We start from the raw sequence: 13,090 nt of genomic DNA on the forward strand, positions 1-13,090 counted from the left end.
AGAGGGGGCTTGTCGGCCCCCTCTTTCGTGCGCTACGTTGTTCTCAGATTGAGTTGTTCTCAACCCGAGAGAGTGAGCGCCGTGAACGAGCAGGACTTCCTCGCCGGATACGACCCCCGGGACTACCCGGCGGTCGCGGTCACCGTCGACGTGGTCGCGCTGACCATCCGCGAGGGCGCGCTGCACCTGCTGCTGATCCGGCGCGGCGCGCCGCCGTACGCGGGGCACTGGGCGCTGCCCGGCGGCTTCGTCCACCCGGACGAGGACCTCACCGCCGGCGCCCGGCGCGAGCTGGCCGAGGAGACCGGGCTCGGCGGCGACCGGCTGCGCCGGGTGCACCTGGAACAGCTCGGCAGCTACGGCGCCCCCGACCGCGACCCCCGCATGCGGGTGGTGTCGATCGCCCACCTGGCGTTCGCCCCCGACCTGCCCGACCCGGTGGCCGACACCGACGCCGACGAGGCGAGCTGGCTGCCGGTCACCGCGCTGACCAGCCGACAGCTCGCCTTCGACCACGGCCGGATCATCGACGACGGGCTGGAGCGGGCCCGGTCCAAGCTGGAGTACACGCCGCTGGCCACCCGCTTCCTCGCCCCCGAGTTCACGATCACCGAGCTGCGCGCGGTCTACGAGACGGTCTGGGGCCACCCGCTGCACGCCGGCAACTTCCACCGCAAGGTGCTCTCCGTGCCCGGCTTCGTGGAGAGCACCGGCGCCAGCACCGAACGCGGCGGCGCGCGCGGCGGCCCTCGCGCCAAGCTCTACCGCGCCGGCGACGCCCGGCTGCTCCACCCGGCGCTGCTGCGCCCCGCCCGGGAGGAGACGGTGCGATGACCACCGAGGAGGCGATCCGGCTGGTCACCGCCGCCCGCAGTCACGCCGACCTGTTCGGCGCCGAGGCGCCGGCCCGTCGCTACCGGGAGCTGGTCGGCGCGCTGCACCCCGACCGGCTGGGCGCGGCCGACCCCCGGGTCCGCGCCGCCGCCACCGCCGCCCTGACCACGGTCACCACCCGCTGGCGCAACCCCGAGGCGCACGCCGGCGACATCGCCACCCTGCACCGCAAGGAAGGGCCCCTTCTTAACGCCTCCGGTAGAGGAGGGGCCCCTTCTTGTCACCTGATCAAGGTGCCCCGGCACCCCGGCGACAACGACCTGATGGCGCGCGAGGCGCGGGCGTTGCGGCGGATCGCCGAGCGCGGCGACGCACGCCACCTGGCCTACGTGCCCCGGCTGGTCGACTCCTACCCGGTGCGTGACCCGTCGACCGGAGCGGAACGGCTGGTCAACGTGCTGGCCACCCCGCCCGGGCTGCACAGCCTGGAGGACGTGCGCCGGGCGTACCCGGACGGGGTCGACCCGCGCGACGCGGCCTGGATGTGGCGGCGGCTGCTCGTGGCGCTCGGCCTGGCCCACCGGGCCGGCGTGGTGCACGGCGCGGTGCTGCCCCGGCACGTGCTGATCGAGCCGGACGCGCACGGCGTGGTGCTCGTGGACTGGTGTTTCTCGGCCGAGCCGGGCGGGCTCGTGCCGGCGCTGGTGCCCGGCCAGGAGGACTGGTATCCGCCGGAGGTCGCCGCGAAGCGGCAGTGCGGTCCGGGCACCGACATCGCGCTGGCCACCCGCTGCATGACCTGGCTGATGGGCGACCGCGCCCCGCACGAGCTGCGCGCCTTCGCCGACGGCTGCCGGCAGCCCACGCCGTCCGCCCGACCCGACGACGCCTGGCGGCTGCTGCGCGAACTGGACGAGGTGCTGCACCGGCTCTACGGGCCGCGCACCTTCCGACCCTTCACCCTCAACCCCTAGGGAGGCTGCCATGGGCAGTGGAATCTGGTCCACCGACGTGTACGACGCCGCCGACCGTTACCGGCGCCGCACCGGCAGGAGTGCGTTCTCGTACAGCGACAGCGGCGCCCGCACGGTGCACCCGGCGCTCGACCCGCGCGACGCGGCGCGGGAGAGCCGCGACTCGGCCGAGCACCCGCGGTCGACGCCGATCGCCGTGCTGTTCGACGTCACCGGCTCGATGGGCCACGTGCCCCGGGTGTTGCAGAGCAAGCTGCCGCAGCTGCTCGGCCTGCTGCTGCGCCAGGGGTACGCGAAGGACCCGCAGGTCATGTTCGGCGCGATCGGCGACGCCACGTGCGACCGGGTGCCGTTGCAGGTCGGGCAGTTCGAGTCCGACAACCGGATGGACGACGACCTCGGCCGGATCGTGCTTGAGGGCGGCGGGGGTGGCCAGATGATGGAGTCGTACGAGCTGGCGCTCTATTTCATGGCCCGGCACACGGCCACCGACAGCTGGGAGAAGCGTGGCCGGCGCGGCTACCTGTTCATCATCGGCGACGAGTTGGCGTACCCCCGGGCGAAGGCCGGCGAGGTGGCTCGGCTGATCGGCGACGACCTGCGCGAGGACGTGCCGGTCCGGCAGATCGTGGACGAGGTGACCGCCCGCTGGGACACCTACTACCTGCTTCCCGCCGGCAGCCACTACGCCGGAAACCGCAAGGTGCTCGACTTCTGGCGCGGCCTGCTCGGGCAGAACGCGGTCGAGCTGGACGACCTGGACGCGGTCTGCGAGACGATCGCGCTCACCGTCGGCCTCGGCGAGCAGGCCATCGACCTGGACGACGGGCTGCGCGACCTGGACCGGGCCGGCTCGACCGCCACCCGCACGGTCTCCCGGGCGCTGGCCCGGCTCGGCTCCGGCCGACGGGCGGTGGCCACGCTGCCGTTCACCCCGACCGACGGTGGAAGCGGGGTCACCCGGCTGTGAACCACGTGACGGTGGTCGACCTCGGCTACGGCGACGCCGGCAAGGGCACGGTCGTCGACCTGCTCTGCGCCACCCGGCCGGTGCACACGGTGGTCCGGTTCAACGGGGGCGCGCAGGCGGCGCACAACGTCGTCCTGCGCGACGGGCGGGCGCACACGTTCGCCCAGTTCGGGGCCGGCACGTTCCGCCCCGGCGTACGGACCCACCTGGCCCGGCACGTCGTGGTGGACCCGCTGGCGCTGGCCGCCGAGGCCGACCACCTCGCGGCGGTCGGTGTGCCCGACGCGCTCGACCGGCTGACCGTGGACGGGGAGGCGCTGCTGGCCACCCCGTACCACCGGGCCGCCAACCGGGCCCGGGAGATCGCCCGGGGAGCCGACCGGCACGGCTCCTGCGGGCTCGGGGTGGGCGAGGCGGTCGCGTACGGCCTCGCCCACCCCGACGAGGCGCCCCGGGTGGCGGACTGCCGCCACCCGGCGGTGCTGCGTCGGCGGCTGGCCGCGCTGCGCGACCGGCTCATCGCCGAGCTGGGGCCGCTGGACGCGCCGCCGGTGGACGACTGCCTGCCCGCGTACGCCGCGTTCGCCGACCGGGTGGCGATCGTCGACCGGAGCTGGCTCGCCGGGGCGCTGCGCGAGGGCACCTGCGTGTTCGAGGGCGCGCAGGGGGTGCTGCTGGACGAGTGGCACGGATTCCACCCGTACACCACATGGAGCACCACGACGTTCGCCAACGCGGAGACGCTGCTCGCCGAGGCGGGGATGGCCGGCACCGCGCAGCGGCTCGGGGTGCTGCGGGTGACCACCACCCGGCACGGCCCGGGCCCGCTGGTCACGGAGGACCCGGCGCTGCCGTTCACCGACCCGCGCAATCCGACCAACCCGTGGCAGGGCCGGTTCCGGTTCGGGCACTTCGACGCGGTCGCCCACCGGTACGCCCTCGACGTGGCCGGCGGCGTGGACGGGCTGGCGCTGACCCACCTCGACCTGGCCGGACCCGAGCTGCGGATCTGCCGCCGCTACGAGGGGGTCGACCGGCTCGTCCCCGGGCCGGCCGGTGACCTGGGACGGCAGGCGGCGTTGACGGCCCGGCTGATGCGGGCCCGGCCGGTGTTGGACGAGGCGCCGGACGACTGGCCGGCGGCCGTCTCGGAGGCGCTCGGCGCGCCCGTGGTGCTCACCTCGCACGGCCCCACCGCCGAGGAGAAGGAAGGGGCCCTTGTTAACGCCTTTTGTATAGGAAGGGCCCCCGCTTAACACCGCAGCGCCGAGCATGGGAGACATGGGGGACGTGCTCGACCTGCTGCACCACACGGTGACCTCGCCGTGGGTGTACCTGGTGATCATCGCGGTCACCGCCGTCGACGCGTTCTTCCCGGCGGTGCCGGGCGAGACCGTGGTGATCACCGCTGGCGTGTTCGCCGCCGGCGGCGAGCCGAACCTGACCCTGGTGATCGTGACCGCCGCGCTCGGCGCGCTGATCGGCGACCACGTCTCGTACGCCATCGGGCGCGGTGGGGGCGCGCACCGGCTGGCCCGGCTGCCGGCGGACAGCCGGCGGCGGGCGAGTTCCGAGTGGGCCCGCCGGGCGGTGGACCGGCGGGGCGGGATGATCCTGACCACCGCCCGGTACGTCCCCGGCGGCCGGACCGCGGTCACGCTCACCATGGGCGCGGTCCGCTACCCGGCGCGCTCGTTCCTGCTGTACGACGCGCTGGCCTGCGTCACGTGGGGGATCTACTGCGGGCTGCTCGGCTATTTCGGCGGGCTGGCGTTCGAGCACAACCCGGTCACCGCCCTGCTCGCCGGCGTCGGCCTGTCGCTGGCGGTCACCGGGCTGTTCGAGGCCGTTCGCTGGGCCCGCCGTCGGGCCCGCGCCCGGGCCGCCCACCGCTGACCGGTGCCGTCACCCCAGCAGGTCGGCGTCGTGCACGAGGATGGCGAGCTGCACCCGGTTGGCCACGCCGAGCTTGGCCAACGCGCGGCTGACGTGCGTCTTCACGGTCGCCTCGCTGGCGCCGACCCGGCGGGCCACCTCGGCGTTGCCGTCACCCCGGGCCACCTCGCGGACGATCGCCGCCTCCCGGTCGGTCAGCCGGGCCAGTCGCTGCCGGGCGGCCTCCCGCCGCGCCGGACCGCGCTCGGCGAACGAACTGATCAGCCGCCGGGTCACCGTCGGGGCGAGCATGGCGTTCCCGGCGGCGACGGTCCGTACCGCGGCGGCGAGTTCCCGGGGAGGCGTGTCCTTGAGCAGGAAGCCGACCGCGCCGGCGCGGAGCGCCTCGTGCACGTACTCGTCCAGGTCGAAGGTGGTCAGCATGACCACCTTCGGGCCCGCGGCCACGATCGCGGGGGCCGCGGCCAGCCCGTCGAGGCCGGGCATGCGCACGTCCAGCAGCACCACGTCGGGCCGCAGCCGCTCGGCGGCGGCCCGCGCCTCGGTCCCGTCGGCGGCCTCGCCGACCACGGCGATGTCCGGCGCCGCCTCCAGGATCAGCCGGAGCCCGGCGCGGATGAGCTGCTCGTCGTCGGCGATCACGACCCGGATCACGTCGCCTCCCCGGCCGGCATCAGCGCGTGCAGCAGGAATCCCCCGTCGGGGGTGGGTCCGGCCGTCAGCCGTCCACCGGTCAGCTCGACCCGTTCCCGCAGGCCGACCAGTCCGAGCCCGGCACCGGGCAGCGCCGGGCCGGTACGGGCGGACGGGTCGTTGCGGACGGTCACCTCGACCCCCTCCTCGGGCAGGTGCCGCAGGCGGACGGCGACCGCCGCGTCCGGGGCGTGTTTCCGCACGTTGGTCAGCCCCTCCTGGACCACCCGGTGCACGGTCCGGGCCACCGCGCCCGGCACCGGGCCGGGCGCCACCTCGTCGGTCAGGCTGACCCGGAGGCCGGCCGCGCGCGACTCGCGGACCAGTTCGCCGACCGCGTCCCGGCCGGGCAGCGGCAGCGGCGGTTCCTGGCGCAGCACGCCGAGCACCTCCCGCAGATCGGTCAGCGCGGCCCGGCCGGTGGACCGGATCAACGCGGCCGTCTCGACGGTGGTCTGGTCGGCGGTGGTCACCTCCAGCGCGCCCGCGTGCACCACCATGAGCGAGACCCGGTGCGCCACCACGTCGTGCATCTCACGGGCGATCCTGGCCCGCTCCTCGGCGCGGACCCGGTCGGCTCGCGCCTCCTGCTCCCGCTCCAGCCGCTCGGCCCGGTCCCGCAGGGCGGCCAGGGCGTCCCGCCGGGCCCGGATCCAGAGCCCGACGATCGCCGGGGCGATCACCAACCAGGCGTAGAAGACCACCGCGTTCCCGGGGGTGGCCATGACCAGGCGGCGTTCGCCACCCACCGCGCTGCCGACCGCCACGCCGGCGAGCATGACCGGGAACGTCCCGAGCAGGTACGCGGCGAGCTGCCGGCCGCGCAGGCCGGTGCCGGCCCGCCAGGACGCGACCACGACGGCCGCCCAGGCGGCCAGGACCAGCCAGCACACGGCGGCCGCGGCGGGGAGCGCCCAGCGGCGTGACGAGAGCACCGAGGCGCCCGTGGCCAGCGCGAGCAGGAGGATCACCGCCGTCGGCAGCGGCGAGCGGACGCCGAGCCCACCGGTCGCCGAGGCCCACGTGGCGGCGGCCACCGCCCCGGCCAGCAGCACCGGCAGGTACGGTTCGACGCGCCGGACGACGCCCGGCCAGGTGGTCATCCCGCGAGCCTAGGCCCGGTCGGCCCGCGACGGGACCGGGCTCGGGGAGGGTTGGGTGCCGACCCCGAGACCACCTCGGGGTACGGCACGACGAAAGTGGACCCCCGGGGCAGACCGTCGACAGATTCCGGCCGCCGCCGCCCCGACCAGCATCGACGTCATGGATGCCGCTCTCGAACTGCTCCACGACACGATCTCGTCGCCCTGGGTCTACCTGGCCCTGTTCGCCATCGCCGTGGTGGACGGGTTCTTCCCCGTCGTACCGAGCGAGACCGCCGTCATCACCGCCGGTGTGTTCGCCGCGACCGGCCAGCCCGACCTGCCGCTGGTGATCGGCGTGGCCGCGCTCGGCGCGCTGGTCGGCGACCACGTCTCCTACGCGATCGGCCGGCACGGCGGCGCCCGGCTGCTGGACCGTGTGCCCCGGGACGGTCGGCGGCGGGCCGCGGTGGACCGGGCCCGGCGGGGCATCGCGGTGCGAGGTGGGCTCATCCTCACCGTGGCCCGGTACGTGCCGGGTGGCCGGACCGCGGTCACCCTCACCATGGGGGCGACCCGGTTCCCGCGCCGGCGGTTCCTCGCCTTCGACGCGCTGGCCGCCGCCACCTGGGGCACCTACTCGGCGTCGGTGGGCTACCTGGGCGGGCTCGCCTTCGAGCGGGACCCGATCCGCGGCCTGCTGTTCGGGCTGGGGCTGGCCCTCACCGTGACCCTGGTGGTGGAGGTGGTGCGCTGGGCCCGGGGCCGCCGGGCGGCGCGGGTCCGCGCGGCGCGGGTGTTAAAAGGGGACCCCTCCTCTACCGCAGGCGTTAACAGGGGGCCCTTCCTTACACCTCCCCCGGGCGCCAGGTGACGCCGCGCAGCAACTGGTCGGCGCCGAGCCAGGCCACGTTCATCATCCGGGTGGCGGTCTTCTCGGCGTCGGCCTCGGGGTGGTCGGCCAACCAGTCGGCGAGCGACTCGGTGGCGCCGACCAGGGCGTACGCGACCACCTCCAGGTCGGTGGCGCCGACCTCGCGGCCGGAGGCGCGCAGCGCGTGGTCGAGCATCCCGGCGACCACCTCGACCAGCCGGCCGCGCATGGCGGCCAGCTCGGCGGCGAACGGCTGGGAGCCGCGGGCCTGGCGGTAGAGCACGGCCCAGCCGTCGCGGTGCGCGCCGACGAACCCGAAGAAGGCGCGCAGCCCGCGCCAGAGCCGCTCGTCGGCGGGCAGTTCCGGGGCGGCGGCCCCGGCGATGGCCTCCATCATCCGGGTGCCCTCACGGTGCAGGCAGGCGACGAAGAGCTCCTCCTTGGTGCCGAGGTAGGCGTAGACCATCGGCTTGGAGATGCCGGCGTCGTCGGCGATCTCGTCCATGCTGGCGGCGTGGAAGCCCCGGCGGGAGAAGACCTTGACCGCCGCGTCGAGCATCTGCTGCTCGCGTACGGCCCGGGGGAGGCGCTTGAAGGTCGGCGTGCTGGACACTCTTGCGAGCATACCTACTCGTGCGTAAGGTTACGCCAGAGTAACCAAGTCGGCCCCGCCCGAGAGGTGCATTCCCCCATGACTGACTTCGACCCGGCCAACTTCGCGAACGTCGGCCCGAAGGAGTTCGCGCAGCTGGTCAAGTCCACCCCGGACGACAAGATCGCCGAGATCATGTCCGGTGAGGCGCGCGGCAAGATCCTCAGCGAGGTCTTCAACCGGATGCCCACGCTGTTCCGCGCCGACCGCGCCGGCTCCACCAACGCGGTCATCCACTGGAACATCACCGGTCGTCCGGACGGCGGCACCGACACCTACGAGATCGTCATCGAGAACGGCACCTGCACCGTCTCGGAGACCCCGACCCGGGACCCGAAGCTCAGCCTCACCATGGGCCCGGTCGAGTTCCTGAAGATCGTCTCCGGCGGCGCCAACCCGGTGATGATGTTCATGACCGGCAAGCTGAAGGCCAAGGGCGACCTGGGCCTGGCCGCCAACATCGCCAACCTGTTCGACATCCCCAAGGCCTGACCATGGCCGAGTTCTCGCTCGACCTGAACGAGGAACAGCGGGACCTTCGCGACTGGGTGCACGGCTTCGCCGCCGAGGTCGTGCGCCCGGCCGCGGCCGAGTGGGACGCCCGGGAGGAGACTCCCTGGCCGGTCATCCAGGAGGCGGCGAAGGTCGGCCTGTACGGGTTCGAGTTCCTCGCCACCTGCTGGGCCGACCCCACCGGCCTCTCCCTGCCGATCGCCAGCGAGGAACTCTTCTGGGGCGACGCCGGCATCGGCCTGAGCATCTTCGGCACCGCCCTCGCGGTCGCCGGGATCTACGGCGCCGGCACCCCCGACCAGCTCGTCGAGTGGGTCCCGCAGTGCTTCGGGGACGTCGACTCCCCGGCCGTCGCCGCGTTCTGCACCACCGAGCCGGAGGCCGGCTCCGACGTCGGGTCGATGCGGACCCGCGCCGTCTACGACGAGGCCACCGACGAGTGGGTGCTCAACGGGCAGAAGGCGTACGCCACCAACGGCGGCATCGCCGGCGTGCACGTGGTCACCGCCTCGGTCGAGCCGGAGCTGGGCTCGCGCGGGCAGGCCGCGTTCGTCGTACCCCCGGGCACGCCCGGCCTCAACGCCACCCGCAAGCTGCGCAAGCTCGGGCTGCGCGCCTCGCACACCGCCGACGTCTTCCTCGACGACGTCCGGGTGCCGGGCCGCTGCCTGCTCGGCGGCAAGGACGCCCTGGACGAGCGGCTGGCCCGGGCCCGGTCCGGGCAGCGCGCCTCCGGCCAGGCCGCGATGCGGACGTTCGAACTGTCCCGCCCGACCGTCGGCGCGCAGGCGCTCGGCGTGGCCCGCGCCGCGTACGAGTACGCCCTCGACTACGCCAAGGACCGGGTCCAGTTCGGTCGGCCGATCATCGAGAACCAGGCGGTCGCGTTCGCGCTCGCCGACATGAAGATGGAGATCGACGCCGCCCGGCTGCTGGTCTGGCGGGCGTCCTGGATGGGCCGCAACAACCGGCCGTTCACCGCCGGCGAGGGCTCGATGTCCAAGCTCAAGGCCGGCGAGGTGGCGGTCTCGGTGACCGACCGGGCGGTCCAGCTCCTCGGCGGGGCCGGCTTCCTGCGCGACCACCCGGTCGAGCGCTGGTACCGGGACGCCAAGATCTACACCATCTTCGAGGGAACCTCCGAGATCCAGCGACTGGTCATCTCCCGGGCCATCTCCGGGATGCAGATCCGCTGATCGCCGGCGGACCCCGACCCGACCCGCGACGGCACGCCGTGCCGGGCGTACCCCGTCGCGGGTCGGGCCGCCGGTCCGTGACCGGCGTGGCCACGACCGCGGGTGTCCGCAGGTTGGGCTGATGATCACGCCGGCTGGGCGGACGAACCGCCCGGATGCATGATCGGGAGACCACGAACGCGAAGGAGGTTGCGCCTTGGACCTGCCGTTCATCGTCGCCACGCTCACCCGACGCGGACTGCTCACCCCGGGCCGCCCGATCCGGGTGGCCTCGCAACTGAACGCGCTGCGCCGCTGGGGCTGGAGTCTCGCCGGCGAGCTGCGCCAGGCCGCCGCCCGCGACCCCGGGCGCGTCGCCGTCGTCGACGAGCACGGCGCCGCGCTGACATACCAGGAACTGCTCGACCGGTCGGAGCGGCTGGCCCGGTCCCTGCGGGCCGGCCTCGGCGTGCGGACCGGCGACCGGGTCGGCCTGCTCTGCCGCAACCACCACGGGCTGATCGAGGCGATCGTCGCGGCGATGCTGCTCGGCGCGGACGCCGTCCTGGTCAACACCGGCCTCTCCGCCGCGCAGCTGGCCACCGTCACGGAGGAGCAGGGCCTGCGGGTCCTGGTGCACGACGCCGAGTTCGCCGAGCGTGTCCTCGGTCTCCCGGCCGAGCTGCACCGCGTCGACGAGCGGCGGCAGGAGGAGCTGATCGCGGGCGCGGTGCCCGGGGACCGGCTCCAGCCGCCGGAGCGGGACGGCCGGACCATCGTGCTGACCTCCGGCACCACCGGCACGCCCAAGGGCGCCCGCCGGCCGACCCCGCACGGCTTCGGCCCACTGGTGTCCATCATCGACCGGATCCCGCTGCACGCCCGGGACACGGTGATGATCGCCGCGCCCCTCTTCCACACCTGGGGGTACGCCGCCCTCCAGGTCTCCTTCGCGCTGCGGGCCACGGTCGTGCTGCACCGCCGCTTCGATCCGGCCGCCACGGTGGCCGCGTTGGCCGCGCAGCCCTGCGACGCGCTCTTCGCCGTACCGGTGATGCTGCAACGGCTCATGGAGGTGGCGCCGCCGCAGCGCCGGCCGCCGCTCAAGGTGGTCGCGGTCAGCGGCTCGGCCCTGCCCGGCAACCTGGCCACGGCCTTCATGGACCGCTACGGCGACGTGCTCTACAACCTCTACGGCTCGACCGAGGTCTCCTGGGCGTCCATCGCCGGCCCGGCGGAGCTGCGGGCCGCGCCCACGACGGCCGGCAGACCGCCGCACGGCACCCGGCTGGAGATCCTGGACGAGGCGGGCCAGCCGGTCCGCGACGGCCAGGTCGGGCGGATCTTCGTGGGCAACGAGATGCTCTTCGAGGGCTACACCTCGGGCGCCGGCCGGGAGAGCCGCGACGGTCTGCTGGACACCGGCGATCTCGGGCGGCTGAACCCGGACGGCCTGCTCTTCGTGGACGGGCGCGCCGACGACATGATCGTCTCGGGCGGGGAGAACGTCTTCCCCTCCGAGGTGGAGGACCTGATCGCCCGGTTGCCGCAGGTCCGCGAGGTCGCGGTGATCGGCGTGCCCGACCCGGAGTACGGCCAGCGACTGGCCGCGTTCCTGGCGCTGCGGCCCGGCGAGACGCTCGACCCGGAGGCGGTCCGCGAGTACGTCCGGCACTACCTGGCCCGCTTCTCCGTGCCCCGCGACGTGGTCTTCGTCAAGTACCTGCCGCGCAACGCGACGGGCAAGGTGCTCGGGCGGGAGCTGCGCCGGTACTTCGGCTGATCGGCTGACCACACGGGACGGACACCGGATGACGCCCGGTGTTACGTTCTCCCCGGTTTCAGCGGGGTGAGCGGGGAGCAGCGCGATGGTCCGACTCCGGCGGCGCACGGCGCTCGGCCTCCTCCTCGGTGGTGCGGCCGCCAGCGTGCTCGCCCCCGTCGACCCGGTGCTCGGCCGCCCGCACGACGCCCCGCCCGCCCGCCGTCAGGTGCCGCCCGCCCGCCGTCAGGCGCCGCCCGTCGAGCGGGAGAACCGCGCGCCGGGCGAGCCCTGGTGGCCACCGGAGGGCGGCCGGCCCGCCGACGACCGGCGACGCCAGATCCAGGGGTACGCGTCGACGACCAGCGTCGCCCCCGGCGGCGTGATCGACTTCCACGTCGCGGTCAACCCGGCCGGCCGGTTCCGGGTCAGCGTGCACCGCCTCGGCTGGTACGCCGGAGCCGGCGCCCGCACGATGCTGACCAGCCCCGAGCTGAGGGGCGTGCCCCAGCCGGTGCCGGTCGCCGACCCGGTGACCGGCGCGCTCGACTGCCGGTGGCCGGTGTCCTGGCGCCTGCCGGTGCCGAAGGGCTGGGCCTCCGGCCTCTACCAGGCGGTGTTCACCTCGGCGTCCGGCTGGCGGTCGAGCACGCCCTTCGTGGTGCGGGACGACCGGCGGGCCGCCGCGCTCTGCGTGGTGCTGCCGGTGACCACCTGGCAGGCCTACAACCAGTGGCCCCGGGACCGGCGCGTCGGCCGGAGCCTCTACAACGGCTACCGGCCGGACGGGCGGCGTGATCCGGCGCTGCGGGCACGCGCGGTCTCCTTCGACCGCCCATACTCCGGGGCGGGCCTGCCCATCCACGCCGACCGCGACGAGGACGCGATCCGCTGGCTGGAGCGCAACCGCTACGACGTCAGCTACGCGACCAGCTTCGACCTGCACTCCGGTCGGCTCGACCCGTCCCGGCACCGGGGGCTGGTCTTCTGCGGGCACGACGAATACTGGTCGGCCGAGATGCGGCGGGCCGCCGAGGCCGGGCTGGCCGCCGGCACCAGCCTCGCCTTCCTCGGCGCGAACAGCGTCTACTGGCACGTGCGGGTCCACCCGGGCGGGAGCGGCCGCCCGGAACGGGTGGTCGAGTGCGCCAAGACGCCGCCGGATCCGGGCGCCGACGAGGGCTGGCCCACGGTGACGTGGCGCGACCTCGACCGACCCGAGCAGGCGCTGCTCGGCGTGCAGTACAACGGCATCGTGCTGAGCCCGCAGCCGCTCGTGGTTCGCTCGGCCGACCACTGGGTCTGGGCCGGCGCCGGCGTGGCCGACGGGGACCGCATCCCGGGGCTGGTCGTCGGCGAGGCCGACGGGCTGAACGCGGGCGTCGCCCGGCCCGGCCAGCCCGGGGAGACCACGCTCAGCTCGTCGCCCTACCCGGCGCAGCAGGGTGGCCGGCGGCTCCAGAGCAGCCACGTGTACGAGACACCGCGCGGTGCGGTCGTCTTCGCCACCGGCACGCTCGGCTGGACGATGGCGCTCGACCGGCGCGGGCACCGCGACCCACGGATCGAGCGGGCCACCGCCAACGTGCTCGACCGGATCGTCGGCCGGAGCCACACCACCTAGGGGTCCGGTCGCGGGGGTTCCACCGAGGACCGACCGGGGTG

Annotated in this window: 13 protein-coding genes; 10 read left to right on the forward strand and 3 right to left on the reverse strand. The window is 74.6% G+C overall.

All coding sequences use genetic code 11. The annotated features are described in order from the left end of the window. Window positions 1-81: 81 nt before the first annotated feature. The 5 genes from GA0070622_RS01360 to GA0070622_RS01380 are packed head-to-tail and all read left to right on the forward strand — an operon-like array spanning window position 82 to window position 4,674. Complete coding sequence (locus tag GA0070622_RS01360; RefSeq protein ID WP_091576731.1) at window positions 82-834, forward strand: NUDIX hydrolase; 753 nt, start codon at window positions 82-84, stop codon at window positions 832-834. After that, window positions 831-1,808 carry a BUD32 family EKC/KEOPS complex subunit gene (locus tag GA0070622_RS01365; protein WP_091565751.1) on the forward strand — a complete coding sequence of 326 codons (978 nt, stop codon included), beginning with the start codon at window positions 831-833 and terminating at the stop codon, window positions 1,806-1,808. The genes GA0070622_RS01360 and GA0070622_RS01365 overlap by 4 nt, the downstream gene beginning before the upstream one ends. A gap of 10 nt (window positions 1,809-1,818) precedes the next feature. Further along, entirely contained in the window at window positions 1,819-2,778 is a 960-nt protein-coding gene (locus GA0070622_RS01370) for a hypothetical protein (RefSeq protein WP_091565755.1), read from the forward strand. Next, entirely contained in the window at window positions 2,775-4,034 is a 1,260-nt protein-coding gene (locus GA0070622_RS01375) for an adenylosuccinate synthetase (RefSeq protein WP_091565760.1), read from the forward strand. The genes GA0070622_RS01370 and GA0070622_RS01375 overlap by 4 nt, the downstream gene beginning before the upstream one ends. Window positions 4,035-4,059: 25 nt before the next feature. Next, window positions 4,060-4,674: a DedA family protein gene (locus GA0070622_RS01380; RefSeq protein WP_091565763.1), complete on the forward strand. Its 615-nt coding sequence runs from the start codon at window positions 4,060-4,062 to the stop codon at window positions 4,672-4,674. 9 nt (window positions 4,675-4,683) lie between these two features. Here GA0070622_RS01380 and GA0070622_RS01385 read toward each other — a convergent pair whose 3' ends face one another. Next, window positions 4,684-5,328: a response regulator gene (locus tag GA0070622_RS01385; protein WP_091565767.1), complete on the reverse strand. Its 645-nt coding sequence runs from the start codon at window positions 5,326-5,328 to the stop codon at window positions 4,684-4,686. Then, on the reverse strand, window positions 5,325-6,470 hold the full coding sequence (locus tag GA0070622_RS33400; RefSeq protein WP_091565771.1) for a sensor histidine kinase: 1,146 nt from the start codon (window positions 6,468-6,470) through the stop codon (window positions 5,325-5,327). The genes GA0070622_RS01385 and GA0070622_RS33400 overlap by 4 nt, the downstream gene beginning before the upstream one ends. Before the next feature lie 160 nt (window positions 6,471-6,630). Here GA0070622_RS33400 and GA0070622_RS01395 point away from each other — a divergent pair, with 160 nt between their 5' ends. Then, entirely contained in the window at window positions 6,631-7,323 is a 693-nt protein-coding gene (locus GA0070622_RS01395) for a DedA family protein (protein WP_091565774.1), read from the forward strand. Here the strand turns inward: GA0070622_RS01395 and GA0070622_RS01400 are convergent. Further along, complete coding sequence (locus GA0070622_RS01400; RefSeq protein ID WP_176558752.1) at window positions 7,298-7,936, reverse strand: TetR/AcrR family transcriptional regulator; 639 nt, start codon at window positions 7,934-7,936, stop codon at window positions 7,298-7,300. The two genes, GA0070622_RS01395 and GA0070622_RS01400, sit on opposite strands and share 26 nt — an antisense overlap. Before the next feature lie 78 nt (window positions 7,937-8,014). Here GA0070622_RS01400 and GA0070622_RS01405 point away from each other — a divergent pair, with 78 nt between their 5' ends. From GA0070622_RS01405 to GA0070622_RS01420, 4 genes are all read left to right on the forward strand, one after another. Then, window positions 8,015-8,467, forward strand: coding sequence for an SCP2 sterol-binding domain-containing protein (locus GA0070622_RS01405; protein ID WP_091565780.1), 453 nt, complete (start codon window positions 8,015-8,017; stop codon window positions 8,465-8,467). 2 nt (window positions 8,468-8,469) lie between these two features. Beyond that, window positions 8,470-9,684 (forward strand): acyl-CoA dehydrogenase family protein, encoded by a 1,215-nt coding sequence (locus tag GA0070622_RS01410; protein ID WP_091565785.1) that lies wholly within the window; start codon window positions 8,470-8,472, stop codon window positions 9,682-9,684. A gap of 196 nt (window positions 9,685-9,880) precedes the next feature. Then, window positions 9,881-11,446 carry an AMP-binding protein gene (locus tag GA0070622_RS01415; RefSeq protein WP_091565788.1) on the forward strand — a complete coding sequence of 522 codons (1,566 nt, stop codon included), beginning with the start codon at window positions 9,881-9,883 and terminating at the stop codon, window positions 11,444-11,446. A gap of 85 nt (window positions 11,447-11,531) precedes the next feature. After that, a complete protein-coding gene (locus tag GA0070622_RS01420) occupies window positions 11,532-13,049 on the forward strand; it encodes a N,N-dimethylformamidase beta subunit family domain-containing protein (RefSeq protein WP_091565790.1) in 1,518 nt (505 codons plus the stop codon). Window positions 13,050-13,090: the final 41 nt, after the last annotated feature.

Origin of the sequence: Micromonospora sediminicola (assembly GCF_900089585.1) — a bacterium.
In the GTDB taxonomy this organism is placed as follows: Bacteria; Actinomycetota; Actinomycetes; order Mycobacteriales; family Micromonosporaceae; genus Micromonospora; species Micromonospora sediminicola.

Bases quoted from the DNA above. Each gene is read 5' to 3' on its own strand.
- GA0070622_RS01370 (WP_091565755.1), top strand. From the start codon at position 1,819: ATGGGCAGTGGAATCTGGTCCACCGACGTGTACGACGCCGCCGACCGT.
- GA0070622_RS01365 (WP_091565751.1), top strand. From the start codon at position 831: ATGACCACCGAGGAGGCGATCCGGCTGGTCACCGCCGCCCGCAGTCAC.
- GA0070622_RS01395 (WP_091565774.1), top strand. From the start codon at position 6,631: ATGGATGCCGCTCTCGAACTGCTCCACGACACGATCTCGTCGCCCTGG.
- GA0070622_RS01405 (WP_091565780.1), top strand. From the start codon at position 8,015: ATGACTGACTTCGACCCGGCCAACTTCGCGAACGTCGGCCCGAAGGAG.
- GA0070622_RS01410 (WP_091565785.1), top strand. From the start codon at position 8,470: ATGGCCGAGTTCTCGCTCGACCTGAACGAGGAACAGCGGGACCTTCGC.
- GA0070622_RS33400 (WP_091565771.1), bottom strand. From the start codon at position 6,470: ATGACCACCTGGCCGGGCGTCGTCCGGCGCGTCGAACCGTACCTGCCG.
- GA0070622_RS01380 (WP_091565763.1), top strand. From the start codon at position 4,060: ATGGGGGACGTGCTCGACCTGCTGCACCACACGGTGACCTCGCCGTGG.
- GA0070622_RS01420 (WP_091565790.1), top strand. From the start codon at position 11,532: ATGGTCCGACTCCGGCGGCGCACGGCGCTCGGCCTCCTCCTCGGTGGT.